The following is a 25,690-nucleotide window of genomic DNA, read 5'->3' as shown; positions in this document are numbered from 1 at the left end:
GTCCGCCGTGGCGACCTGATCAGCCTTGGACCTCTCCGAAGGTCGGCGCTCTTACACCACCTCTCGGGGCACTACCAATGAAAAGCGATGCGCAACTGGCCCGAATGGGGCTGACCCGCGATCAGATCCTGCCGCATGTGTTCGAAGACCTGCTGACCGGCTGACGACGCCGGGCGGCAGTGTTGCGACACTTCGGGCGCGGGCGCAACGGTGGCACAACGCGGCGGCTTGACAGACCTGCACGGACGGTCCAACCCTCGCACATGTTCGATATCCGCCCCGTCGCCTATGTCATCGGCCTTCTTGTTGCGACGCTGGGCGCGACCATGTTCCTGCCCATGATCGTCGATATCGCCGAAGGGCGGGGGGAATGGCACGTCTTTCTGGAATGCGGCTTGCTGACCGTTCTGATCGGTGGTCTGATCGCACTTGGCTGCGCCAATGCGGTCAAGGAAGGGCTGACGCTGCAACAGACCTTTCTGCTCACGGTCGGCGTCTGGGCGATGCTGCCGCTGTTCGGCGGGCTGCCCTTTATCTTTGGTGCAACCGAGGCCAGCTTTACTGACAGCTATTTCGAGGCGATGTCGGGCCTGACCACCACCGGATCGACGGTCTTCGTCGGGCTTGACGATCTGCCCATGGGGCTGCTGCTGTGGCGCGGCATCCTGCAATGGCTCGGGGGCATCGGCATCATTGTGGTCGCCATGGTGTTCCTGCCGGAGCTGCGGGTGGGCGGGATGCAGGTGTTCCGATCCGAGGCGTTCGAGACCATGGGCAAGATCCTGCCCCGCGCCACCGAAATCGCCTCGTCGATCTCGACCATCTACGTCGCATTGACGCTGGCCTGCGCGATTTCCTACATGCTGTGCGGGATGAATGCCTTTGATGCGACGGTGCATGCGCTCACCACGCTGTCGACCGGGGGCTTTTCCAACTACGACGCCAGCTTCGGCACTTTCTCGGGGGCGGCGGAATACGTGGCGTCGGTCTTCATGATCTCGGCGGCGCTGCCCTTTGTGCGCTATGTCCAGATGCTGAACGGCCATTACACCCCGTTCTGGAAGGACGGCCAGATCGTCGCCTTTCTGCTGACCATTGTCGTGCTGGTTGTCGTGATGGCGGGGGCGTTGATGGTCCAGTTTCCGCACCACCCGGAACAGGCGTTTCGCGAATCGCTGTTCAACATCACTTCGATCATTTCGGGCACTGGCTATGCCTCGGTCGATTACATGGGGTGGGGCCCGTTCGTCATCACGATGTTCTTCTTCATCGGCCTGATCGGAGGCTGCGCCGGCTCGACCACCTGTTCGATCAAGATCTTCCGCTATCAGATCCTGTTCGCCTCGATCCGGGTGCAGATGCGCCGCATCCGCGCCCCGCACGGGGTGTTCTTGCCGCGCTTTCAGGGGCGGGCGGTCGATGACGAGACGCTATCGTCGGTGTTGGCGTTCTTTGCCTTCTTCGTGGTGTCGCTGGGGGTGCTGTCGGTGGGGCTGGGCATGACCGGGCTGGATTTCATCACCTCGATTTCCGGGGCGGCGACGGCGCTGGCCAATGTCGGGCCGGGGCTTGGCAGCGAAATCGGCCCGGCGGGCAATTTCGCCGGCATCAATGATACGGCGAAATGGATGCTCGCCTTTGCCATGCTGACCGGGCGGCTCGAACTGATGGCGGTGTTCGCGCTGTTCACCCCGAGGTTCTGGCAGGCCTAGGTTTTCTTCTTGGCCAGCTGTTCGCGCCACAGCGTGAACAGCCCCGCTGCAACGATGATCGTCGCGCCGATCACCACGTTGGGGCGCAGCGTCTCGTCGAACATCGTCATGCCGATGGTCGCGGCGAACACCAGCTGAAGATAGGCAAAGGGCTGCACTGCAGAGGCTTCGGCCACCTCATAGACCTTGATCAGGGTGAAATGCCCGAATGCCCCGGTAAAGCACAGCACGATCATCCAGCCCCAGTCCGGGCCGCTCATCGGCTCCCAGAAGAATACGCCCACGGCGGTGGCGGTGATGGCGCCGGACACCCCCGTCCAGAAAAACGAGGTCGCCGCGCTGTCTTGCCGCGCCACGTAGCGCGTCAGCAACCCGTAGAGCGCGAACATCAGCGCCGCGAGCAGCGGCACCGCGGCCAGCGGCGAGAACACCCCGCCCGAGGGTTGCAGGATGATGATCACCCCGATGAAGCCGATGCCGATGGCCGACCAGCGCTTCCAGCCAACCTTTTCGCCAAGGATCGGCCCGGACAGCGCGGCGATCAACAGCGGGTAGACGGTGAACACCGCGTGGCTTTCGGTGAGGCCCAGCAGCACGAAGGCGCTGATCATCACCCAGATCTCGGCCACCAGCAGCACACCGCGAAAGATCTGCAACAAGGGCTGCGTGGTCTTGACGGCGCCGCGCAGACCGCCGGCCTTGCGTGCGGCCACGGCCATGACGAAAGCGGCAAAGAACCAGTAGCGGATCATCACCACCATGTAGACGTTGTATTCACCGGACACATGCCGCGAAATCCCGTCCTGAACCGCAAAGACGAACGTGGTCAGCACCATCAGCCAGATGCCAAGCTTGGTGTTCTGTTCGGTCATGTGCTGCGCTCCGCTCGGGTCATGTGCCTTTTGCGCCCGTAACCGGGGATGCGCTCAACCGCAAGCCCTGCCGCTTCCAAGGCGCGCCTGACGTGCCCCGCCGCGGTATAGGTCGCGGCGCTGGCGCCCGGACCCATGTGGCGCGCCACCTCTGCCATCAGCGCTTCGCCCCAAAGCTCGGGGTTCTTGGCGGGGGAAAACCCGTCGAGGAACCACGCATCGACGCGCCCGTCCCAGCCGGGCAGGGTGGTGCGCGCATCGCCCTCGATAAGTTCAAAGCGCAGGTCCGGCAGATCGATGCGCGCCGCGCCCCAATGCGGCGCCAACTCCTGCGCCACGCCGGACAATTCGCCAAAAGCCGCCTGCGCGCGGATCATGTCCTGCGGCGCCATCGGGAAGGCCTCAAAGGTGGTGAAGTGCAGCACGCCAGCCGCCCCGCTCTGCCGCCACAGTGCCAGCGTCGCCAGCAGGTTGAGCCCGGTGCCAAAGCCCAGCTCGGCAATGTGAAACCCATCGCAGAACCGCTCTGGCAGGTGATTGCCCGCAAGAAAGGTGTGGCGGGTTTCGGCCAACCCGTCATCAAGCGAAAAATAGGGGTCGTCGAAGCGATGCGACACCGGCACCTCTCCGTCACGCCATGATAGCGTCTCGGGCTGGTTCGTCATGATACTCTGTCCTAGAACTGGCGCGACCATGCAGAAGGGGCCAGACAATGACAAGCATCGACGTGACCGTGCGCGGGGCCGGGATCTTTGGCCTGTCGATCGCCTGGGCCTGCGTGCAGGCCGGGGCGCGGGTGCAGGTGATCGACCCGTTTGGCCCGGGCGCCGGATCGTCCGGCGGGCTGGTCGGCGCGCTTGCCCCGCATGTGCCGGAAAACTGGAACGCCAAGAAGCAGATCCAGCTCGACAGCCTGCTGATGGCACAGGACTTCTGGGCCGATGTCGAGACCACGGGCGGCGTGTCTGCTGATTACGCCCGATCGGGTCGCCTGCAACCCATCGCCGACGAGCGCGCGCTGGCGCTGGCCCACGCCCGCGCCGAAAGCGCTCGCCAGCTCTGGCAGCACCACGCCATATGGGAGGTTATCCGCGCCGAGGCGGCAGGCCCATGGGCCCCGGTCACCCCCAGCGGCTGGCTGATCCGCGACACGCTGTCGGCCCGCATGTCGCCGCGCCGCGCGGCGGCGGCGCTGGTCGCGGCGCTGGCAGTGCGCGGGGTACAGGTCAGCCGCGATGCCCCCGAACAGGGCCGCATCCTGCACGCCACCGGCTGGCAAGGCCTTCTAAAGCTGTCGGAAACGCTGGGAAAGCCCGTGGGATCAGGCGTCAAAGGCCAGTCTCTGCTGCTGCGCCACGCCAGCGGAGAGGTGCCGCAGATCTTCGCCAACGGGCTGCACATCGTGCCGCATCACGACGGCACGGTAGCGATTGGCTCGACCTCTGAACGCGATTTCACAGACCCTTCCGAATGCGATGCGCAATGCGACGATCTGCACCAGCGCGCACTCGCGGCGCTGCCCCTGCTGCACGGGGCCGAAATTGTCGAACACTGGGCCGGGGTGCGCCCCCGTGCCAAAAGCCGCGCCCCGATGCTGGGCCACTGGCCTGACCGCCCCGGCCATTACATCGCCAATGGCGGCTTCAAGATCGGCTTTGGCATGGCTCCGAAAGTGGCACAGATCATGACCGAGCTTCTGCTCAACGACAAAGACATCATTCCCGACGGCTTCCGCGTCACCGACTCGCTCTGACGCCGCCGCCGGAAAACTGCCCCCGGTTTCTTCTGGCCGCAAATATCCCCGCCGGAGGCATCCAGCCTCGCGGCAAGGCGCAAGGCTCAGTCGAACTTGCGCGACGGGGCAAGCACCTTGGCCTCGCCGACCAGCACTTTCTTGCCATCGACGGTGCAGTCGCACGCCAGCGTCACGCGCCGCTTGGAATGGTCGATGTCGATCACGGTGACTGTGGCCGTCACCCTGTCGCCGGGCCGCACCGGCGCGATGAACTTCAAGGTCTGGCCCAGATAAACTGTACCGTGCCCGGGCAATTGCTCGCCAATCACCGCCGAGATCAACCCGGCCGTCAGCATGCCATGCGCAATGCGCCCGTGAAAGATCGTATCCTGCGCATAGGATTCGTCAAGATGCACCGGGTTGCGATCGGTCGACACCTCGGCAAACAGCTCGATGTCACGATCCGTCACCACCTTTCGCAGGTGGCGCGACATGCCCATCTCGATATCCTCGATGCAGATGGTTCCGCGCGGGAAATTGTCGAGCATTTCTGCCTCCATGAGTCATGGTCCGGTAATATTAATGTAATTCGTATCGTCGATACGGCAACTTTATTACTTCGCAGGCGCAGAAAATCAAGCCCCAACTGTTGTGTTGCGACCAAGGCAGCACGCAAACGCCGCCCCGAAAGGCGGCGCTCAGCAGGGTCAGTGTGTTTCAGATCAGCGCAGGAAGCCGATGGAATAGGTCGGGCTGACGTTCTGCTCGGCCAGATACCGTTCAAGCGCCGCGGGATCGGGTTGCCGCACGGTGCCGGTTTCAGCCGCGGCCAGCCCGCCCGAGATGAACAGCGAATCAAGATCCTCGCCAAGCGCGCCCTGAATATCCGTCTTTACCCCGTCCCCGATCGCCAAAATGGCACTGTCGGGAATGTCGGGGGCGATCTCGGCCAGCCGGCTGCGGGCCAGATCGTAGATCGGCGCGAAGGGCTTGCCGAAATACAGGCTCTCGCCGCCCATTTCGGTGTAAAGCTCGGCGATGGCCCCGGCGCACCACTCGCGCGTCTCGCCCCGGTCGACGATGACATCGGGGTTGGCACAGAGCAGCTTCAGCCCCTTTTGCTTGGCATAAAGAAGCTGAGGGCGCAAAACGTCGGGATGCTGGCTGGCGTCGAACGCCCCGGTGCAGACGATGCCAACTGCATCCTCAAGCGGCACGCGGGTGATCTGCACGGGGTTGTCGATCATCTTCATCGGCTCAAAGAACGGCAATTCGTCCTGCGTGCCGACAAACCAAACCTTGTCGCCCACGGCGCCCCTGAGCATCGCCGAACGGGCGCTGTCGCCCGAGGTGGCGATATTGTCCCAGCTATCTTCTGGCACATCGAAGCCTTCGAGCTGCTTCATCACCTCGGTGCGCGGGCGCGGCGAATTGGTGACCAGCACCACCAGACCGCCGCGCTTGCGATAGGCCCGCAGCGCGTCGACGGCTTCGGGATAGGCGGTCATGCCATTGTGCACGCAGCCCCAGAGATCGACGAACATCGCCTCGTAGCGGTCGGAAATCTCGGAGAGCGAGTCGATAATCTGGCTCATTGCGGCTAGGCCTTCTCTGGCTTGGGGGTCACGCCTACCTAGAGCCTGCGCCGCGCCTTGGCCAGAGCTTCAGCCCAGCACCGTGACCTGCCATGCAAAACGCACCGTCTCGCCGGGGGCCAGCGTCAGCGTGTAAGGCCTGTCGGTCATTTGCGCGGTGCCGCCGTGGCGCGCGGCGGTGCCATGCCATGGCTCGATGCACAGGAAGGGCGCGCCGACCTTCTGCCAGATCGCCAGATTGGGCAGGTTCTCGAATCCAAAGCGCAGCTCCGGGCCGCTCGTCGAGCTCCATGTCAGGCCGGTCCCCGCGCCTTCGGGGAAGATCAGCGCATCTTCGACAAAAAGCTCCGGGGTGATGGTCAGCCGTCCGGCGTCAAAGGGCGAGGGGTGGCGCTCTGCCGCCAGCAGCCCGTCAGAGGCAAGCCGCGCCAGCGGAGGCTCTGCGCCATTGTCCAGCGTGATGATGGTGTCTGCGCCGCCGCCGGGCTGCGGCAGCGCAAAGGCCGGGTGAAAGCCAAACCCAAACGGCATCGCCCTTGTGTCGGTGTTGGTGATCTCGGCGGCCTGTCGCAGCGTCGATCCATCAAGGCTGTGGATCACCGCTAGTTCGAAGCCGAAGGGAAAGCAGGCGCGGGTGGCGTCGTTGTCGCGCAGCACGTGGCGGCAGGTGGTCGCCGTCTGTTGTTCGACGCTGAACCGGTTGTCGCGCGCGAACCCGTGCTTGGACATCTCGAAGACGTCGTCGCCGAAGGCGACCTTGTTATCGGGGGCAAGCCCGATGATCGGGAACAGGATCGGCGCCGTTGCGGGCCACCACGCCGGATCCCCCTGCCAGAGCAATTCGCGCCCCTGTGCCTGCAGGCTGCGAAGCTCGGCGCCCTGCGCTGCGATGGCAACCTCTAGGACGTCGTTTTGAAGGCGGACACGATCGGTCATGGAATCTCCTGCGGTTTTGCGCAACTTGGCAAGGCCGGGCCTGAACCACCAGTGCCGCGCGAGAAAAAAGGCGCCCCCGCAGGGACGCCTTTGTGAATTTGCCAAAGGGCGAGATGTCACGCAGACATCAAGCCGCCGCGCTCAGAGCTTGAGGTTCGGGATGATCTGCTTCTTGCGGCTCATGATGCCGGGAAGCACCACGGTGTCGCCCTCAACCGTTGCGCCAAAGCTCTTTTCGGCCACGGTCTTGACCAGCGCGTTGGGCACCAGCAGCGTTGCCTCTTCGCGCAGGATATCGACCACGAACAGCAGCACCTCGTCGACGCCATCTTCGGCGGCAACGGTCTTGAAGCTTTCCATCAGCGATGCCTTGCGATCCAGCGGAATCTCGGGCGCGGTGGTTTCCAGCACCGAGACGCGGAACTTGGTGCCGTCGACAGCGTATTCCTTGCTGTCCATGCGGATCAGCTCGGCATCCGAGAAGCCCGACACGTCCGACTTGGCGGCAAACATCTGCGCGGCGAACTCGGCGATGTCGATGCCAAGATCCGAGGCCAGCGTTTCAGCCACGGACCGGTCATGCGACGTCGTGGTGGGCGAGCGGAATTCCAGCGTGTCGGACAGGATGCAGGTCAGCGCCGCACCCTTGATGGCCTTGGGCATCTGGGCGATGTCCTTGCCCATCAGGTCGACCATGATGGTTGCGGTGCAGGCCAGCGGGCGCACGGTAATGTCGATCGGGCCCTTGGTTTCCAGCCCGCCGACCAGCTTGTGATGGTCGATGATCGCTTGAATATCCGCCGCGTTGATCGAGGCGGGCAGCTCTGCGGGGTTGTTGGTGTCGACGATGACGACCGGCTGGCCTTCGCTCACATCCGAGATGATCTCGGGCTTTTCGAGGCCCCAGTGCTGCAGCATGAAGGCCGCTTCGGTGTTGGGCTCGCCCAGCAGCGCGGGCTTGGCAGCAACGCCTTTCACTTCATTCAGATACCAGGCCCAGATGATCGGGCTGCCGGTGCTGTCGGTGTCGGGGGACTTGTGGCCGAAAACCAGGGTGGTCATCGAATGGCTCCTTCAAAGGTGCGTCACATGAATTCGCGGGCGTTGTAGCGGTGCCCCGGCGCCTTGTCACCCACGGAAATGCGGCCCGGGGGCGGGCTGGCGCATGTGACGCAGGGAACCCTTGGCCGGTGCCCCGCGTTCATAATCCAAACAAAGGATATGATCAGATGACCATGCAGACAGACGTTTCCACCCTCGACAAGCTTGATGCCGCGCTGGATGTGCCCCCCGATCCGCGCGAGCCGATGAGCGCCACGCAGGAAGAACGCCTGCGCGAGTTGTCCGAGCGCGCCGGCGAGCCGGTTCCCGAACACCTGACCGTGCAACAGGCAGGCCAGCGTATAGAATTGCTTGAAGCGGTGGTCTACTGACAGCCCCCGGCGGCGCCTGATGCGTCCTACTGGACGGGTGTAGCCCTAGCTGCTATGCGGCCTCTAACGAATTGTTCAACCTTGAACTAACTCGGGAGAGGGCCCCAGATGTCCGATACGACCCAGGAATCGCTGCGCCAGGCGGCGCTGTTCTATCATGAGAATCCGAAGCCCGGAAAACTCGAGATCCGCGCCACGAAGCCGCTTGCCAACGGCCGTGACCTCAGCCGGGCCTACAGCCCCGGCGTTGCCGAGGCCTGTCTTGAGATCAAGGCCGATCCGGCCAATGCGGCCCGCTACACCGCGCGCGGCAACCTTGTGGCTGTGGTGTCCAATGGCACCGCGGTTCTGGGGCTTGGCAATATCGGCCCGCTGGCTTCCAAGCCGGTGATGGAGGGCAAGGCCGTGCTCTTCAAGAAATTCGCCGATATCGACTGTTTCGACATCGAGCTCGACCAAAGCGATCCTGAAAAGCTGGCCGAGATCGTCTGTGCGTTGGAACCGACCTTCGGCGCGATCAACCTTGAAGACATCAAAGCCCCCGACTGTTTCATCGTCGAAAAGATCTGCCGCGAGCGGATGAACATCCCGGTGTTCCACGATGACCAGCACGGCACGGCCATCGTCGTCGGCGCCGCCGCGACCAATGCGCTGCACGTGGCGGGCAAGAAATTCGAAGACATCAAGATCGTCTCGACCGGCGGCGGCGCTGCTGGCATCGCCTGTCTCAACATGCTGCTCAAGCTGGGCGTCAAGCGCGAGAACGTCTGGTTGTGCGACATCCATGGCCTTGTTTACGAGGGCCGCGCCGAAGACATGAACCCGCAAAAGGCCTGCTATGCGCAGGCCAGCGACAAGCGCACGCTCGACGATGTGATCGACGGCGCCGACCTGTTCCTTGGCCTGTCGGGGCCGGGTGTCCTGAAGCCCGAGCAGGTGGCGCGCATGACGGCCAAGCCGATCATCTTTGCCCTTGCCAACCCGACGCCCGAGATCATGCCCGACCTTGTGCGCAAGGTGGCTCCGGATGCGATCATTGCCACCGGCCGTTCGGATTTCCCGAACCAGGTCAACAACGTGCTGTGCTTTCCGTTCATCTTCCGCGGCGCGCTTGATGTGGGCGCGACCGAGATCAACGATGCGATGTCGATTGCCTGTGTCGACGGTATCGCGGCGCTGGCCCGCGCCACGACCAGCGCCGAGGCCGCCGCGGCCTATCATGGCGAGGCGCTGACCTTCGGGGCCGACTACCTGATCCCCAAGCCGTTCGATCCGCGCCTGTCCTCGGTGGTGTCCTCTGCCGTGGCCAAGGCGGCGATGGAATCGGGCGTGGCGACGCGCCCGCTTGAGGATCTCAAGGCTTACAAAGAAAAGCTCAATCAGAGCGTGTTCAAATCGGCGCTGCTGATGCGCCCGGTCTTTGAAGCCGCCCGCACCGCCAGCCGCAAGATCGTCTTCGCCGAGGGCGAGGATGAGCGCGTGCTGCGCACGGCGCAAGCGATCCTTGAAGAAACCACCGAACAGCCGATCCTCATCGGTCGCCCCGAGGTGCTGGAAGCGCGCTGCGAGCGCATGGGGCTGGAAATCCGCCCCGGACGCGATTTCCATGTGGTGAATCCCAACGACGATCCGCGCTACCGGGTGTATTGGGAAAGCTATCACAAGCTGATGGCGCGTCAGGGCGTGACCCCGGATCTGGCCCGCGCCATCTTGCGCACCAACACCACCGCCATCGCGGCGATCATGGTGCACCGCGGCGAGGCCGACAGCATGATCTGCGGCACCTTCGGTGAATATCGCTGGCATCTCAACTATATCACGCAGGTTCTCGGGGGCAGGGGCTTTGAGCCGCAAGGCGCGCTGTCGCTGATGATCCTCGAAGACGGGCCGCTGTTCCTTGCCGATACTCAGGTTTGGACAGAACCGACCCCCGAACAGATCGCCGCGACCACCATTGGCGCGGCCCGGCATGTGCGTCGCTTTGGCATTCTGCCCAAGGTGGCGCTGTGTTCGCGCTCGCAATTTGGCAACCAGCTTGACGGCACCGGCCCGCGGATGCGCGCCGCGCTTGATATTCTTGACAGCAAGGCGCGCGATTTCAACTACGAGGGCGAAATGCACGTCGACAGCGCGCTCGACCCCGAGCTGCGCGAGCGTCTGATGCCGGGCAACCGGCTGCAGGGCGCGGCCAATGTGCTGATCTTTGCGCAGGCCGATGCGGCTTCGGGGGTGCGCAACATCCTGCGTCTCAAGGCCGGAGGGCTCGAGGTCGGGCCGATCCTGATGGGGCTGGGCAACCGGGCGCATATCGTGACGCCCTCGATCACCCCGCGCGGTTTGCTGAACATGGCCGCGATCGCCGGAACGCCGGTTGCCAGCTACGGCTGACCCGGCAGCGCGCCTTCGCCCCAAGCGAAGGCGCGGGCTTGCAATGGCGCGCGCTCTGGGCAAAATGGGATGCCATATCCCTTGACGTGAAACGAGCCCCGCGTGAGCCACAGCCTGACCGATCTTCCAGACGATCCGCCGCCTGCCGCAGACTCTCCGACGGCGATTGCGCAATGGGTGGCCGATGTGCTGCGCGAGCGCATCGTCAAGGGCACCTATGCGCCCGGATCGCGTCTGGTGGAACGGCGCATCTCGGCCGAGCTGGAACTGTCGCGCACCCCGGTGCGCGAGGCGCTCAAGCTGCTGCATCAGGATGGGCTGATCGAGATTTCGCGCAATCGCGGCGCGCAGGTGCTGCGCTGCACCGCCGAAGACGCGCTGCGCCTGTTCGACGTCATCGCCGCGCTGGAAAGCCTTGCCGCCGAGCGGTTGGCGGTGGTGATCACCCCGGCGCAGCTGGACGATCTTGAAGACATGCACGCGCGGATGCTGACCTATCACAAGGTCGGCAGCCACGCCGATTACTTCGACACCAACAGCGAAATCCATGAATTCATTGTCGAAAGCTGCGGCAATCCCATCGTGCAGGATGCGCGCGGGCGGTTGATGGCGCGGGCGCGGCAGGGGCGGTTCATGGCGATCCACAGCCCTGAGCGGCTGGCGCAATCGGTGCAGGAGCACGAGGCGCTGATGCAGGCGCTGCGCGCCCGCGATGCCGGTGCCGCCGCGCTGGTCTGGCGGCAGCACCTGTTGCACACCGGCGATAGCCTCGCCGCGATGCTGGATAGCGACTAGCCCCGCGCGCGCTGCCAGAGCCGGTCGCAGACCGTCTGCGCGGTCTGCACCACCTCGGACATGTCGGCGCGGGTGGGGCGGCGGCCGCGCACCAGCCAGTCACCGCCCACCATTACGTCGGTGACATTTCCAGCGCTGGCGGAATGCGCCAGAAGGCCAGCCCCGTCGATCTGCGGGCGCAGGTTGGGCGCGTCTGCATCAAGCAGCACAAGGTCTGCCGGATCGCCAACGCGCAGCATCCCGGTGGCGCCATGGCCGCGCAGCGCCGCCGCGCCGCCGCGCGTCGCCCAGTCAAATACCGTGGCCGCGTCGAAATCGAACGACATGCCCGCCCGCCAGCGCGCCGTGGCCAGCGCCATGCGCATCGCCTCGAACATGTCGGCGGATTTGGTGTCGGTGCATAGCGTAATGGTCGCGCCCGCGCCCTGCAGCGCCTTGATCGGGGCCGCCGCGCCAAAGCTGGCATTGCCGATGGGCGCATGGGCCACCACCGCCCCCGCCTTGCCGAACCGCGCGATGTCGCTGTCGGACATGAATATACAATGCGCCGCGATCAGATCCGGCGACAACAGCCCGAGATCGTCGAGGAATTCCGTCGGGGTCAGGCCTTCGCGGGCGCGGATCTGGTCGACCTCCATCTGCGACTGGCTCAGATGGGTGTGCACCTGCTTGCCGCTTTTTGCCGCGAGATCGCGCATGGTTTCGAACATCTGGCGCGAGCAGCTGTCGGGCGCATGCGGCGCAAGGATGGTCGTGATCCGGCCCTTGCCGTCCCACTTCTCCTGCACCGCCAGCGCCGCGCCCAGCGTCGCCTCGCCAAGGGCATCGTCGCGCACAAAGCGCCCCTCGGACAGGGCGGCGCTGTCCATGTCCATCACCCGACCGCCGATCTGCGCCCGTAGCCCGAACTCCGCCGCGGCCTGCGCCAGCGCCTCGGGGCAGCGGTAGTAATCGACGATGGTGGTGGCCCCGGCGCAGAGCATCTCCATCACGCCGAGCCGGGCGAGGGCGAGGGTTTCTTCGTCCGACAGCCAGTGCCCCTGCGGCACGCCGGGGGTGTAGGCGGGGGCAAAGCTGACATCCTCGATCATGCCGCGCACGATCATCAGCGGCGAATGGTTGTGGGTGTTGACCAGCCCCGGCAGGCAGAGCGCGCCGCGCGCGTCGATCTGCTCTGCGCCGGGGGTTGGGGGCAGGGCCGCGCCGATGGCGGTGATGGTGCCGGCGTCGTCGATGGCAAGGTCGATGCCCTTCTGCATCCCCGAATCGGGGGTCAGCAGGGTGACGTTTTTAAAATGGGATGCCATTTTGGTTTTCCTTTCGGTCAGTCGATTGGCAGGGTGGTCGAAAGTCTGCCTAAAACTTGGTCAGTTCAAGAAAATCAGGAGATTCAGGCCCGTTTCTATCGAAACCTGTGCGGGTTTCCCGCCTAAGTCAAATGGCATTCCATTTCGAGCCGGCATCAGAACCGGTCTTCCCCCGGGGCGAAATGGCCCCTCAAACCGACGGAGAGACCCCGATCATGACCACCTTCACAAGACGCTCCTTGCTCAAGACCTCGGCCCTCGCGGCCGCGGGCACGCTTGCCACCCCGGCGCTGCTGCGCGCGCAATCCTCCGAGCTGGTGATCGGCTGCGCCGGATCGCACACCGCGTGGATGGAAGCGATCGTCATCCCCCATATGAAAGCGGCCATCGGCGCCGATATCCTGTTCGAAGGCACCAAGTCTTCGGTCAACCTCGAGAAGATGGCGTCGAACAAGGATGCGCCCTACCTGTCGGTTGTCCAGATGGATGACCCGGTGATGATTCAGGCGGTCGAGGCCGACCTGCTGACCCCGATCTCCGAAGAGGCGGTGCCCAACCGCGCCGATCTGCGCCCCGATGCGGTGCATATGGAGGGCATGTGGTGCAACTATGTGCAGCCTTGGGCCGGGGTCGCCTATAACACCGATTTCGCCGATGGTGTGCCCAGCTGGGAGGCGCTCTGGGCCCCCGAATCCGCCGGGCAGGTGATCATCCCGTCGCTGCAGAACACCGAAGGCATGTGGACGATGTTCGTGGCGGCGATGCTAGGTTCGGGCAAGTCGTTCTCCGAAGCGCAATACGAGATCGACGCCGCTTTCGCCAAGCTCGAAGAGCTCAAGCCCAACCTGCTGTCGGTCTATTCGACCATGAGCCAGGCGTTCAACCTGCTGGAGCAGGGCGAGATCTCCATGCTGGCGGGCAATTTCTCCAGCTACACGCTGCCGCGCAAGGCCGAAGGTGTGCCGGTCGATCTGGCCGCGCCCAAGGAAGGCATCTTTGCCATGCCATCGGGTATCTGCCTCGTGAAGGGCGGGCCGAACCCCGAGCTTGCCGCCGCCTATGTCAACGAGATGCTGGGCGCCAAGATGCAGGCCGAGATCGCCGATTTCGCCAGCTCGGTGCCGGCGAACACCACCGTCACGGCCGGTGCGGTCATCCCCGATGGCGTGCAGATCTACAGCCCTGACTGGGCCTTCGTCGCCGCCAACCGCCGCGACTGGATCGAGCGCTTCGACAAGCTGATGGCGCTGTGATTGCGATGCTGGACAGGGCACCGGTGGCGGCGGACAGACGCTATCTCGACGTGGTCGGGGTTGGAAAATCCTTTCGAAGCACCCGTGTCATGTCCGGCATGGATTTCCGGGTGGAGCGGGGAGAGCTTGTGTCTCTGCTCGGTCCCTCGGGCTGCGGCAAGACCACCTTGCTGCGCATCATCGCCGGGTTGATGGATGCGGATGACGGTGCGGTGGTGCTGGGCGGGCGTGACATCAGCCGCCTTCCGGCGCACCGGCGCAACGTGTCGGTGGTGTTTCAGAACTATGCGCTGTTCCCGCATCTGACGGTGGCGGAAAACGTCGCCTTCGGGCTACGGGCGCGCGGCACGCCCAAAGCGCAGATCGATGGCCCGGTGCTTGAGGCGCTGGCGCTGGTGCGCATGGACAGCTTTGCCGATCGCCCGATCAGCGCGCTGTCGGGCGGGCAGCAGCAGCGCGTCGCGGTGGCGCGGGCGCTGGTGGTGCAGCCCGATCTTCTGCTGCTCGACGAACCGTTCTCGGCGCTGGATCGCAAGCTGCGCGAGACCATGCAGGTCGAGCTGAAGACCCTGCTGCGCGACCGTGGTATCACCGCGATCTTTGTCACCCACGATCAGGAAGAGGCGATGGGCGTGTCCGACCGCATCGCGGTGATGAACGCTGGCAGGATCGAACAATTCGCCGATCCTTCCACGCTATATGCGCGGCCTGACTCGCCCTTCGTGATGGATTTTGTCGGCTTGTCGACCCGGATCAGCGGCAAGGTCAGCGCCGTTCAGGACGGCATTCTGACGTTGAGCACCGCCTATGGCACGCTGTCGGCGCCGGGCGATCTGCCCATCGGCAGCGCCGCGCAAATCGGTGTGCGCCCCGAGCTGATCTCGCTTGGCGCCGGGGAAAACGCGCTGAGCATCACGCTTGAGGATGCCATGGTGCTGGGCTCCAAGACTGTGCTTCATGGCCGCGCCGAGGACGGCGACCGGATCCTGTGCGAGCTGCCCGGCATCCGCACGGGCCTGAGCCGGGGCGAAAGTGTGACCCTTGGCTGGGCGGTGGGCGATACGCTGGTCTACGGGGGCGGGGCATGAACCGGATCACGCTGCTGGCGGTGCCCGCGCTGGGGTTTCTGGCCATCGTCTACGCGTTGCCGCTGCTGATGCTGCTGGCCAAGTCGGTCAGCACCGCAGACGGGCTGTCGCTGGCCGAATACCGCAGCTTTTTCGCGGATGAGCACAACATGCGGGTGATATGGCGCACCCTGCGGGTGGCGGCGCTGACCACGCTGCTGGCACTGGTCATCGCCTATCCCACCGCCTTTGCCATGAGCCGCGCCAAGGGGCCGTGGCTGACGGTCTATCTGGTGGCGATGGTGCTGCCGATGTCGCTGGGCGTGGTGGTCAAGGCCTTTGCCTGGTCGATCCTGTTCCGCGCCAATGGGGCGCTGAACGACGCGCTGCAATGGTTGGGGCTGATCGAACGCCCGGTGCGGATGCTGTTCACCGAAACCGCGCTGGTGGTGGGGGCGGCGAATGTGTTCCTGCCGTTCATGGTGTTGCCGATCTATGCGGTGGTGCGCCAGCTTGACGCGCGCCTGCCCGAGGCCGCCGCCAGCCTTGGCGCGACCCCGATGTTCCGGTTCTTCAACGTCACGCTGCCGCTGACCCTGCCGGGGGTGGTTGCCGGCTCTGCCTTTACCTTTTCGCTGGCGGTGTCGATGTATGTCATCCCGTCACTGATCGTGGGCGAGCGCCAGCAGACCATGTCGATGCTGATCGCCCGGTCCTTCCTGTATCTGCGCAACGAGCCGCTGGGCTCGACCATCTCGGCGGTGCTTCTGGCCATCGCAGTGGCCGTGGTCGTGCTGTCGAGCATCGCTGCCCGCCGTCTAGGAGCCCGCCAATGACCCGCACCGACGAGATTTTCCGCGCCCTCAGCTGGGTCGTGGCGCTGGGCTGCGTCGCCTTCCTGATGCTGCCCATCGTGATCACCGTGGTGGTGTCGTTCAGCGACTCGCCGGTCTATACGCTGCCACCCCCCGAATGGTCGCTGCGCTGGTATCGCTCGCTGGGCGAGCGCTCGGGGCTGTGGGATGCGGTGACGATGTCGCTGAACATCGCGCTGGTATCGACGGCGCTGGCGCTGGTGCTGGGCACGCTGGCCTGCGTGGCGGTGAGCCGCGGCGATTTCCGGGGGCGCGAGGCAATTGCCACCTTTGCCGTCTCGCCGCTGATGATGCCGGGGCTGGTGGTGGGCGTGGCGCTGTTGCAGTTCTTCCGCGAGATCGGCCTGCGCGACGCCTATTGGTCGCTGCTGCTGGGCCATATCGTCATCACGCTGCCCTTTGTCATGCGCACGCTGCTGGCGTCGATGTCGGCGTTTGATTTCTCGCTGATCGACGCGGCGCGCACATTGGGGCTGAGCTATCCCAAGGCGATCCTCAAGGTGCTGGTGCCCAGCCTTGCGCCCGCCTATCTGACCTCGGGGCTGTTCGCCTTCCTGGCATCGATGGACAATTACCCGATCTCGATCTTCCTGACCGATGCGCGCAACAAGACGCTGCCGATCAAGATGCTGCAATATCTCGAAGAGCAGCCCGACCCGTCGCTGGCGGCGATGTCCTCGGGGTTGATCCTGCTGGCGGTGATCGTGCTGGCGTTTGGCGCGCGCACCGTGGGCCTGAACCGGATGATTCAGGGATGAGTGCGCCGAACGATCCGGACCGCCGCGATTTCCGGGGCTATCATGGTGCCGAACCGGCGCCCTGCTGGCCGGACGGGGCGCGGCTGGCGGTGTCCTTCGTGGTCAATGTCGAAGAGGGGGCGGAATATGCCATCGGCGATGGCGATCCGCGCAATGAATCCGTCTACGAGATCCGCGAAGAGGTCGAACATGTGCCCGATCTGTGCATGGAAAGCCATTTCGCTTATGGCACGCGGCAGGGCTATGCCCGCATCGTGCGGGCGCTGGGCAAGGTGGGCGCGCGCGCAACCTTCAGCACCTGCGGGCGGGTGGCCGAACGCGCGCCTTGGCTGCTGGCCGATGCGGTGGCGCGCGGGCATGAGGTGTCGTGCCATGGCTGGCTGTGGGAGCGTCACGCCAACATGGACCGCGCGCATGAGGCGTCGATCATCGAGCGCACTCATGCCGCGATTACTGCCGCCACCGGCATTGCGCCGGTGGGTTGGCACACGCGCTCTTCGGCCTCGGTCAATACCCGCAACCTGCTGCTTGAACGGGGCGATTTCCTCTATGACAGCGATGCCTATGATGATGACATCCCGCGGATGCAGGGCACGCATGTCATCCTGCCCTATGCGTTCGATACCAACGACATGCGCTTTTCGCCCGGCGGTGGCTTTGTGCAGGCGCGGGATTTTTCCGATTACGTGATCGGGGCGTTCGACCGGCTTTATGCCGAAGGCGCCGAGGCGGCGCGAATGATGTCGATCGGGCTGCATCTGCGGCTGATCGGGAGGCCCGGCCGGATTGCCGGGCTGGAGGAGGTGCTGGCGCATATCGCCGCGCACAAGGGCGTCTGGATCGCCCCGCGCCGCGACATCGCCGCGCATTGGGCAAAGGAACACAGCATATGAACCCCATGGATCTGAGCGCGCAGGCGCTGGCGCAGGCGATCACCGAAGGGCAGATCACCCCGCGCGACGCCGCCGCCGCCGCGCGCGCCCGCGCCGAGGCGCTGAACCCGGCGCTGAACGCGCTGACGCTGATCAACCCGGCGCTTGAGGTCGAGGCAGACGCGGTGGCCGCGCGGCTTGCAGCGGGCGAGACGCTGCCATTGGCCGGTGTGCCGGTGGTCATCAAGGACAACATCTGGGTCGGAGGGCTGCCGATCACCCAAGGCTCGAAGCTGTTCGAAGGCTTCATCGCGCCGAAGGACGCGCAGGCGGTGGCGCTGCTGCGGGGGGCGGGGGCGGTGATCCTTGGCATCGGCACCTGTTCGGAATTTGCCTGCAAGGGGTCTACCAACACGCCGCTATACGGCATGACACGCAATCCGGTGAACCTTGCCCGCACGGCGGGGGGCTCGTCTGGCGGGCCGGTGGCGGCGGTGGCGGCCGGCATGGCGCCTCTGGCGCTGGGCACCGATGCGGGTGGATCGTCGCGCCGCCCCCCGGCGCATACCGGTCTTGTCGGGCTCAAGCCGACGCAGGATCTGGTGCCCTACGGTCCGGGCTTCGACGAGCCGGTCTATGGCATTTCAGTGCTGGCACCGATTGCGCGCAACGTCGGCGACGTGGCGCTGATGATGTCCGTGCTGAGCGGGCTGCCCGAGGCCGCGCCGCTGGACGGCCCCATCGCCTTTGCCGCCGATTTCGGGCTGGGGCAGGTGCTGGACCCGGATGTGGCGGCGAATTTTGACGCCAGTATTGCGGCGCTCAGCGGCGCTGGGCTGACGCTGCACCCCGATGCGCCCGACTGGAAGGGGCTGAACGGTGCGTCGGTCATGCCCTTGCAGCACGCGGGGCTTGCGGCACTGTTTGGCGCGCGCTGGCAGGCCGAGCCAGAGCTCTTCGATCCCGACCTCGGGGCGCAGATCGACTCCGGGCTGGCGCTGAGCGGGCCGGATGTGGCGCGCGCCCATCATGCCAGCCAGCGCATTCGCGAGATCATGAGCAATTTCCTGACAGGCTACGCCGCGATGATCACGCCCACCACCTCCTGCGCGGCATGGCCGGTCGAGCTGAGCGCGCCCGCGACCATCGCCGGCAAGCCCTGCGGCGGGCGCGACCACGCCGCCTTTACCTCGCAGCTCAACCACGCCGGCTGCCCGGCGATCTCGGTGCCCTGCGGGGTCGACAGTGAGGGCATGCCGCTGGGCCTCCAGATCATCGCCGCCAAAGGGCAGGATGCCGCGCTTTTGGCGCTGGCGGCGCGGATCGAGACCATCCTTGGGGGGCAGGGCTGATGCGCCTGCTGCTGATCAATCCCAACATGACCGTCTCGCTGACCGAGAGCATGGCGGGCGTCGCCCGTCAGGTGGCGGGGGACCGCGCCGAGATCGTTGCCCTGACCGCCCCGCGCGGCTTTCCCTATATCGCCTCGCGGGCCGAGGCGCAGATCGCCGGGGCCATTGCGCTGGAGATGATCGCGGAAAACCTCAGCGGTATCGACGCGGTGATCCTCGCGGCCTTTGGCGATCCGGGGCTGGTCGCCGCGCGCGAAATCTTCGATGTGCCGGTCATCGGCATGGCCGAAGCGGCGATCCTGTCGGCGGCGATGCTGGGCGAGCGGTTTTCCATCGTGACCTTCTCGCCGGTGATGCGCCGCTGGTACAGCGACAGCGTGGCGCAGACCGGGTTGTCGGCGCGCTTTACCGGGGTGCGCACGCCCGCGACGCATGATCCCGATGTTCTGGCCTCGCGCCATGCGCGACGCGATGCGCTGGTGGCGCTGGCGCGCGATGCGGCGCAATGCGACGGGGCCGATGTGGTGATCCTTGGCGGCGCGCCGCTGGCAGGGCTTGCACCCGAGATCGCGCCCGAGATCCCGGCGGTGGTGCTGGACCCGATCGCGGCGGCGACGGTGCAGGCGATGGCGCTGGCCGGGCTGCGCACCAGCGGTCAGCGCCGGGCCGCGCGCCCTGTGGGCAAGGCGTCGGTTGGGCTGGCCCCGGCGCTGGCGCAGGTGATCGCGCTGGACTGACTGCCGCACAAGGCGGGTATGGCGCGCGCACGACACCGACTAAAGTTTTGAGGCCAAAGTTTCGAGGAATGAACGACATGATGCATGACCTTGTGATCACCGGCGCCCGCGTGGTTTGCCCTGGCGTGGTGAGCGATTGCGACATTGGCATCAGTGGCGGCAAGATCGTGACGCTCGGCGCCGGGCTCGAAGGCGCCGAGGTGATCGACGCCGCCGCGCTGATCGCCATGCCCGGCGGCATCGACAGCCATGTGCACATCGCGCAACCCTCTGGCCCCGGCATCGAGATGGCTGATGATTTCGCCTCTGCCACGCGCTCCGCGGCCTGTGGGGGCAACACCACGGTGATGCCCTTCTGCCTGCCCGAGGCGGGCCAGACCCTGCGCGAGGCGGTGGCTGCCTACCACGCCAAGGCCAAGGGCAACTGCCTGACCGATGTGTCGTTCCACCTGATCGTCACATCCACCGATCCGGTGACACTTGGGCAGGATCTGCCGGCGCTGATCGCGCAGGGGTTGACCAGTTTCAAGGTGTTCATGACCTATCAGGGGATGCGGCTGAGCGATGCCGAGATCCTGCAAGTGATGGATGTGGCGCGCGAGCAGGGCGCGCTGACCATGGTGCATGCCGAAAACGAGGACGCCATCGAATTTCTGCGCGACAAGGCCGAGCGGTCGGGCGACACCGCGCCCGTGCATCACGCCCGCACCCGCCCCGTGCCGGTCGAGCGCGAGGCGACGCACCGCGCCACCACGCTGGCCGAGGTCGCGGGCGTGCCGGTGATGATCGTGCATGTGTCGAACGGCGCGGCGCTGGACGAGATCCAGCGGGCCAAGGCGCGGGGCGTGCAGGTGCTGGCGGAAACCTGTCCGCAATACCTGACGCTGACGGCGGATGATCTCGACCGCGCGGGCTTTGATGGCGCCAAATGGGTGTGCTCGCCGCCGCCGCGCGACACCGCCGAACAGGCGGCGATCTGGGCCGGGCTGGAGCAGGGCGCCTTCGATGTGTTCTCGTCGGATCACTGCCCGTTCCGCTTTGCCGATCCGGCGGGCAAGGATGCGCCGGGGGCGCGCGCCTCGTTCCGCAATATCCCCAATGGCATTCCCGGCGTGGAAACCCGCCTGCCGATCCTGTTCTCCGAAGGGGTGCGCAAGGGGCGGCTCTCGCTGACCGCCTTTGCCGCGCTGACGGCCACCAACCATGCCCGCATCTACGGGCTGAAAGACAAGGGCGCCATCGCCATCGGCAAGGACGCCGACATCGTGCTCTGGGACCCCGAGGCAAAGCGCACCATCACGCAGGACATCCTGCACCACGGCGCCGATTACACGCCATGGGAAGGTTTCGAGGTGACCGGCTGGCCGGTGCGCACCATCCTGCGCGGGCAGACGGTGGTGCAGGATGGCGCGCCCGTCGACTCGGCGCCGGGGGGTCATGTCGCGCGCGGCGCTCCGGACGTGTCGCGCTAGGGCCGTCTTTGCAGGACGCGACTTTGCAGTTATGCAAAACACGCCTCAGGGGCACTGCGATCTGCGAAACTCTGGGGGCTTTGCAAAATTTGCACGGCGGTTTTCAGCTTAGTTCGCAAAACTTCGCGAAATCTGCGCAGGGTTTCCGGTAACATACTTGCCTCAGCGGAAAGCGATCCCTACCACCTTTGGTCAGAGGTGAGAGGAGGATGTTACGCATGGGTTACAAGGACGTGTACGCGGCCTGGAAGGCCGATCCCGAAGGGTTCTGGATGGAGGCAGCCACGGCCATCGACTGGGCCAAACCGCCATCAAAGGCGCTCTTTGACAAGGGCGAGAACATGTATGAATGGTTCTCGGACGGCATGGTCAACACCTGCTGGAACGCGGTGGACCGCCATGTCGAGGCCGGGCGCGGCGACGAGATTGCCATCATGCATGAAAGCCCGATCACCCATGCCTCCAAGGGGCTGACCTACGCCGAATTGCGCGACCGGGTCGCCAGCCTTGCCGGGGCGCTGCGCATGCGCGGCGTCGAAAAGGGCGACCGGGTGATCATCTACATGCCGATGATCCCCGAAGCGCTTGAGGCGATGCTGGCCTGCGCGCGCATTGGTGCGGTGCATTCGGTGGTGTTCGGCGGTTTTGCCGCAAATGAGCTTGCGGTGCGGATCGACGATTGCACCCCCAAGGCGATCATCGCGGCGAGCTGCGGGCTCGAGCCGGGGCGGGTGGTGCATTACAAGCCGCTGCTCGACAACGCCATCGAACTGGCGCGCCACAAGCCGGAATTCTGTGTCATCTTTCAGCGCGAACAAGAGGTCGCCAAGCTGATCCCGGGCCGCGATTTCAGCTGGCATGGCTTTCAATACGGTGTGAAGCCCGCCGAATGCGTACCGGTCGAAGGCAACCATCCGGCCTATATCCTGTATACCTCGGGCACCACCGGCCAGCCCAAGGGCGTGGTGCGCTCTACCGCCGGGCATCTGGTGGCCCTGCAATGGTCGATGAAGAACATCTACAACATCGAGGCGGGGGATCGGTTCTGGGCCGCGTCGGATGTTGGCTGGGTCGTGGGGCATTCCTATATCTGCTACGGCCCGCTGATCGTCGGCGCGCAGACCATCGTGTTCGAAGGCAAGCCGATCGGCACGCCGCATGCGGGGGTGTTCTGGCGGATTATCCAGAACCACCGGGTGAAATCCTTTTTCACCGCGCCAACCGCGCTGCGGGCGATCCGGCGGGCGGACCCCGACGGCGAATACATCCGCCGCTACAAGCTGCACGATCTTCAGGCGCTGTTTCTTGCCGGAGAGCGCGCCGATCCAAGCACCATCGAATGGGCGCAAAAGCACCTTGGCGTGCCGGTGATCGACCATTGGTGGCAGACCGAAACCGGCTGGGGCATCGCCGCCAACCCGCTGGGCATCGAGGAATTGCCGATCAAGCTGGGCAGCCCGTCGGTGGCCATGCCGGGCTATGATGTGCGTATCCTTGACGAGGGCGGGCACGAGGTGGCGCCCGGCACGCTGGGGGCCATCGCCATCAAGCTGCCGCTGCCGCCGGGCACCCTGCAAACGCTGTGGCAGGCCGAGGACCGGTTCCGCAAATCCTACCTGACGACCTTTCCCGGCTATTACGAGACCGGCGATGCGGGGCTGACCGACGAGGACGGCTATCTCTACATCATGTCCCGCACCGATGACGTCATCAACGTGGCGGGCCACCGCCTGTCGACCGGTGCCATGGAAGAGGTGCTGGCTGCGCATCCCGATGTCGCGGAATGCGCGGTGATCGGGGTGTCGGATGCGCTCAAGGGGCAGATGCCGCTGGGCTTCATCTGCCTCAGCTCGGCGGTGGAACGCGACAGCGCCGAGGTCTGCCGCGAATGCGTCAAGCTGGTGCGCGACAAGATCGGCCCGGTTGCGGCGTTCAAGCTGGTGGCGGTGGTAGATCGCCTGCCCAAGACCCGCTCGGGCAAGATCCTGCGCGCGACCATGGTCAAGATTGCCGATGGCGAGGCCTACAAGATGCCCGCGACCATCGACGACCCGGCGATCCTCGACGAGATCGAGGTGGCGCTCAAAGCGCTTGGCTACGCCACCACGGTTCCGGCCTGACGCGAAACGCGCCGCCCTTGCGGGGGCGGCGCCTGTGCCTTGATGCGACGCGGCGCGATGAGCCTGCAAGGCGATGCGACCAGCGGGCGCGGATGTCGCCTCGTTCGGCAGTGCCGGCAAGGGGCAGGGCGGTGCCTTGCCATTGGGCAATCCGCCGGGTCCGGGATCAATCAGAGAAGCTGACGGAAATCTGCGGATCGCCCGGAAGCCCGCTATATTGCAACGCCGCGCCGCCCCCGACCTTGCCCACCGGGATCAGCGGGCCGAACGAGCCGACGCTGACGATATCGCCCGCCTTGAGCACGATGCCTTCGGACATCAGCCAGAGTAGCGCATTGGCCGGATGGCCCAGCACCGCCGCGCCCGGCGCTTCAGAAAGCACGCTGCCATCGGCGGCGCGCAGGGTCACGGTCATGCTGGTCAGCGCGGCGCTCATCGCGGCGGCATCGGTGATCGGAATGTCGGCCCCCATGACGCCAAGCCGCGGCCCGACCCCCATCGCTGTCAGCGTTTCGCCGGTCATCGGCTCGCCGTTGGCGACACTCAGGTCGGGCAGTTCGATGAACGGGTGCAAGGCCGAGACATGTTGCAGGATCTCCTCCGGCGTCGTTGCCTGCGCAATGGCCTCATCCGCGACGATCATCAGCAGATCGGCCTCGACCATCGGCACCGCGCCAAAGCTGGCGGTGATGGTGGCACCGTCTTCAAGCAGCATGTCGCGGTACAAAACCCCATGCACCGGGGCGCTGACCCCGAACCGCTCCTGCGCGGGCTGGCTGGTCAGCCCCGCCTTGTAGCCGACCACCGGGCCAAGGCTGGGCGTCAGCGCCGCGACCAGCTTGGCTTGGGTGCACAGCGCATCCTGCATGTCGCCGCCGATGCCAAGCGCCTTGGCGGGGCTCAGCGACAGGTAGCTGGCGACAAAGGCCGCGATCTCGTCATCGCTGGCGCAGGCTGCGGATGCGGCCCCTGCCAGCGGGGTCAGGGCCAGTGCGGACAGCATGGCGCGAAACATGATCGGTTCTCCTCCCGTATAGCGCGAGAAACCTGCCAGCCCGTGCCGAGTCTGGCAAGCGCGCTCACGCCTCGTAGAGTTCGAGCGGCAGCCCGTCGGGATCGTTGAAGAACGTAAACCGCTTGCCGGTGAATTCGTCGATGCGGATCGGCTCGACCGCGACGCCCGCTGCCTCGAGCGTCTGTTTCGCCGCCTCGACGTCGGGCACGGTAAAGGCAAGATGGCGCAGGCCCTGCGCTTCGGGGCGCGAGGGGCGCGGCGGCGGAGCGGGAAAGGAAAAAAGCTCGATCTGCCCGCCGCCGGGAATGGCGAGGTCAAGCTTCCAGCTCTGGCGCTCCTCGCGCAGCGCTTCGTTGAGGATCGTCAGGCCCAGCGTGTCGACGTAAAAAGCGCGACTGCGGGCATAGTCAGAACAGATGATCGCGACGTGGTGAAAGGCTTGCAGCATGGGGGGTCCTGTCGGTTGCGGGCAGGGGGAGTAAGGGCCGATTCAGCCGCGGTCTGCAAGCGGGCCGCTGGCAGCAGGGGCGCGGCTGGCAGGTGTAAAACGGGCAGTGGTTGTGCCCACGTTTCTAAAAAAATGATTTTAATTCAGCACCTTGTACTTGGCTAATTTGACAGCGCAGCTTAGAGCTTTGAGGTGCGCAGCAATGGTAACTCGTTCTCGACGAGGCAACTTCGCGGCTTTGACATGCCGGTGTGGCCATGAACGCGAGCTGTGCCTGATCCCTGATGATGGTGTGGCCGCTGACGTGCCAGTCGATGTGCTGGACGAGGGCGGTCTGACGCTGCGCGCCGAGGTGCTGGAGCGGTTTAGTTGCACCGGCTGCGGGCGAGTAGGGCGGCCCGACGTTAGATTTTTCTATTCGCATTTGGCGTAGGGGGGGAGCTTGGGTGGGCCGAGGGCAAACGCTACAACTCTCTGGCAGAATATGACGCTATTCAGCCCAAGCTGAAATGCCGGGCTAGCGCGAGAATACGGATTGGAAAGCAGGGCAATGCCAAAAATTATCAACCCACTGCTGCCGGGGGATACTCTGTACTTCTTACGCGTCTCGGGGGGTGCCGAGTGCGAGCCGTTCACGGTCTTTGTCGTAGAAGCCAAGCCTCGCGTCGGGTTTGATTTGGGCAAAGCATCCGTCATTGGCCTGATTGATGCGGATAATCGCGAGGTCGGGCTGTCCTTGGACGGTGACTGGCCTGATGCCTACGTGTTCGAGGGCGAGAAGCATTGGCTAACAGCACACCTTCGTGGCGACGAAACCCTACAGCGTTTCGAAGAGCCGGGGTAAATAGGCTATACCCGTTGATCTGATGATTGAGCTGCTCCCGATCTCTTGGACAGGATCTGGCGTGATTTAAGCTACTCGTTGCACCTGCTGATCGGGTTGGTTGA

Annotated in this window: 24 protein-coding genes; 15 read left to right on the top strand and 9 right to left on the bottom strand. The window is 65.2% G+C overall.

The features are described 5' to 3' along the window. The first annotated feature begins 263 nt into the window (after positions 1-263). Positions 264-1,712, top strand: coding sequence for a TrkH family potassium uptake protein (locus Q4543_RS20610; RefSeq protein WP_303441443.1), 1,449 nt, complete (start codon positions 264-266; stop codon positions 1,710-1,712). Here the strand turns inward: Q4543_RS20610 and Q4543_RS20605 are convergent. Together Q4543_RS20605 and mnmD are read right to left on the bottom strand one after the other, a co-directional pair. Next, positions 1,709-2,584, bottom strand: a complete 876-nt coding sequence (locus Q4543_RS20605) for a DMT family transporter (protein WP_303441441.1) — start codon at positions 2,582-2,584, stop codon at positions 1,709-1,711. The two genes, Q4543_RS20610 and Q4543_RS20605, sit on opposite strands and share 4 nt — an antisense overlap. Further along, a complete protein-coding gene (mnmD, locus tag Q4543_RS20600; RefSeq protein WP_303441439.1) occupies positions 2,581-3,249 on the bottom strand; it encodes a tRNA (5-methylaminomethyl-2-thiouridine)(34)-methyltransferase MnmD in 669 nt (222 codons plus the stop codon). The genes Q4543_RS20605 and mnmD overlap by 4 nt, the downstream gene beginning before the upstream one ends. Positions 3,250-3,296: 47 nt before the next feature. Between mnmD and Q4543_RS20595 the strand changes: the two genes are divergently transcribed. Beyond that, a complete protein-coding gene (locus Q4543_RS20595) occupies positions 3,297-4,337 on the top strand; it encodes an FAD-binding oxidoreductase (protein WP_303441437.1) in 1,041 nt (346 codons plus the stop codon). A gap of 86 nt (positions 4,338-4,423) precedes the next feature. Here Q4543_RS20595 and Q4543_RS20590 read toward each other — a convergent pair whose 3' ends face one another. The 4 genes from Q4543_RS20590 to Q4543_RS20575 form a co-directional block, all read right to left on the bottom strand. Beyond that, complete coding sequence (locus Q4543_RS20590) at positions 4,424-4,867, bottom strand: MaoC family dehydratase (protein WP_303441435.1); 444 nt, start codon at positions 4,865-4,867, stop codon at positions 4,424-4,426. 174 nt (positions 4,868-5,041) lie between these two features. Then, the gene (locus Q4543_RS20585; protein WP_303441433.1) at positions 5,042-5,914 is read right to left on the bottom strand and encodes a TIGR01459 family HAD-type hydrolase; all 873 of its coding nucleotides are present in this window, start codon (positions 5,912-5,914) and stop codon (positions 5,042-5,044) included. 69 nt (positions 5,915-5,983) lie between these two features. Further along, positions 5,984-6,850, bottom strand: coding sequence for an aldose 1-epimerase family protein (locus Q4543_RS20580; protein ID WP_303441431.1), 867 nt, complete (start codon positions 6,848-6,850; stop codon positions 5,984-5,986). 141 nt (positions 6,851-6,991) lie between these two features. Next, the gene (locus Q4543_RS20575) at positions 6,992-7,912 is read right to left on the bottom strand and encodes a manganese-dependent inorganic pyrophosphatase (RefSeq protein WP_303441429.1); all 921 of its coding nucleotides are present in this window, start codon (positions 7,910-7,912) and stop codon (positions 6,992-6,994) included. Between the two features lie 167 nt (positions 7,913-8,079). Here Q4543_RS20575 and Q4543_RS20570 point away from each other — a divergent pair, with 167 nt between their 5' ends. From Q4543_RS20570 to Q4543_RS20560, 3 genes are all read left to right on the top strand, one after another. After that, complete coding sequence (locus Q4543_RS20570; protein WP_216005634.1) at positions 8,080-8,283, top strand: DUF3072 domain-containing protein; 204 nt, start codon at positions 8,080-8,082, stop codon at positions 8,281-8,283. 108 nt (positions 8,284-8,391) lie between these two features. Further along, entirely contained in the window at positions 8,392-10,671 is a 2,280-nt protein-coding gene (locus Q4543_RS20565) for an NADP-dependent malic enzyme (RefSeq protein ID WP_216005633.1), read from the top strand. A gap of 102 nt (positions 10,672-10,773) precedes the next feature. After that, on the top strand, positions 10,774-11,466 hold the full coding sequence (locus tag Q4543_RS20560) for a GntR family transcriptional regulator (RefSeq protein ID WP_303441426.1): 693 nt from the start codon (positions 10,774-10,776) through the stop codon (positions 11,464-11,466). Here the strand turns inward: Q4543_RS20560 and Q4543_RS20555 are convergent. Continuing rightward, positions 11,463-12,773, bottom strand: a complete 1,311-nt coding sequence (locus Q4543_RS20555) for an amidohydrolase family protein (protein WP_303441424.1) — start codon at positions 12,771-12,773, stop codon at positions 11,463-11,465. The genes Q4543_RS20560 and Q4543_RS20555 overlap by 4 nt on opposite strands. A 215-nt stretch (positions 12,774-12,988) precedes the next feature. Here Q4543_RS20555 and Q4543_RS20550 point away from each other — a divergent pair, with 215 nt between their 5' ends. From Q4543_RS20550 to Q4543_RS20510, 9 genes are all read left to right on the top strand, one after another. Next, positions 12,989-14,026, top strand: a complete 1,038-nt coding sequence (locus tag Q4543_RS20550) for an extracellular solute-binding protein (RefSeq protein WP_303441422.1) — start codon at positions 12,989-12,991, stop codon at positions 14,024-14,026. 5 nt (positions 14,027-14,031) lie between these two features. Then, a complete protein-coding gene (locus tag Q4543_RS20545) occupies positions 14,032-15,114 on the top strand; it encodes an ABC transporter ATP-binding protein (protein WP_303441420.1) in 1,083 nt (360 codons plus the stop codon). Then, a complete protein-coding gene (locus tag Q4543_RS20540) occupies positions 15,111-15,929 on the top strand; it encodes an ABC transporter permease (RefSeq protein WP_303441418.1) in 819 nt (272 codons plus the stop codon). Before Q4543_RS20545 ends, Q4543_RS20540 begins: the two co-directional genes overlap by 4 nt. Continuing rightward, positions 15,926-16,726 carry an ABC transporter permease gene (locus Q4543_RS20535; RefSeq protein ID WP_216005628.1) on the top strand — a complete coding sequence of 267 codons (801 nt, stop codon included), beginning with the start codon at positions 15,926-15,928 and terminating at the stop codon, positions 16,724-16,726. The genes Q4543_RS20540 and Q4543_RS20535 overlap by 4 nt, the downstream gene beginning before the upstream one ends. Further along, positions 16,723-17,619: a polysaccharide deacetylase family protein gene (locus tag Q4543_RS20530; protein WP_303441415.1), complete on the top strand. Its 897-nt coding sequence runs from the start codon at positions 16,723-16,725 to the stop codon at positions 17,617-17,619. Before Q4543_RS20535 ends, Q4543_RS20530 begins: the two co-directional genes overlap by 4 nt. Next, entirely contained in the window at positions 17,616-18,950 is a 1,335-nt protein-coding gene (locus tag Q4543_RS20525) for an amidase (RefSeq protein WP_303441413.1), read from the top strand. The genes Q4543_RS20530 and Q4543_RS20525 overlap by 4 nt, the downstream gene beginning before the upstream one ends. Then, positions 18,950-19,687, top strand: coding sequence for an aspartate/glutamate racemase family protein (locus Q4543_RS20520; protein ID WP_303441412.1), 738 nt, complete (start codon positions 18,950-18,952; stop codon positions 19,685-19,687). Before Q4543_RS20525 ends, Q4543_RS20520 begins: the two co-directional genes overlap by 1 nt. Before the next feature lie 77 nt (positions 19,688-19,764). Continuing rightward, positions 19,765-21,159 (top strand): dihydropyrimidinase, encoded by a 1,395-nt coding sequence (gene hydA / locus Q4543_RS20515; protein WP_303441410.1) that lies wholly within the window; start codon positions 19,765-19,767, stop codon positions 21,157-21,159. A gap of 218 nt (positions 21,160-21,377) precedes the next feature. Then, on the top strand, positions 21,378-23,279 hold the full coding sequence (locus tag Q4543_RS20510; RefSeq protein ID WP_303441408.1) for a propionyl-CoA synthetase: 1,902 nt from the start codon (positions 21,378-21,380) through the stop codon (positions 23,277-23,279). Positions 23,280-23,445: 166 nt separating this feature from the next. Here the strand turns inward: Q4543_RS20510 and Q4543_RS20505 are convergent, their stop codons facing one another. Beyond that, complete coding sequence (locus tag Q4543_RS20505) at positions 23,446-24,294, bottom strand: 2-keto-4-pentenoate hydratase (RefSeq protein WP_303441406.1); 849 nt, start codon at positions 24,292-24,294, stop codon at positions 23,446-23,448. A 64-nt stretch (positions 24,295-24,358) separates the two neighbouring features. Then, complete coding sequence (locus Q4543_RS20500; protein WP_303441405.1) at positions 24,359-24,742, bottom strand: VOC family protein; 384 nt, start codon at positions 24,740-24,742, stop codon at positions 24,359-24,361. A 550-nt stretch (positions 24,743-25,292) separates the two neighbouring features. On the opposite strand from Q4543_RS20500, the gene Q4543_RS20495 reads away from it, so the two are divergent. Continuing rightward, entirely contained in the window at positions 25,293-25,586 is a 294-nt protein-coding gene (locus tag Q4543_RS20495) for a hypothetical protein (RefSeq protein ID WP_303441403.1), read from the top strand. Positions 25,587-25,690 lie beyond the last annotated feature (104 nt).

It is taken from the genome of Salipiger sp. 1_MG-2023 (assembly GCF_030547555.1).
In the GTDB taxonomy this organism is placed as follows: Bacteria; Pseudomonadota; Alphaproteobacteria; order Rhodobacterales; family Rhodobacteraceae; genus Salipiger.
The sequence above is the reverse complement of the archived record's forward strand: the minus strand, read 5'-3'. Positions and strand labels throughout refer to the sequence as shown.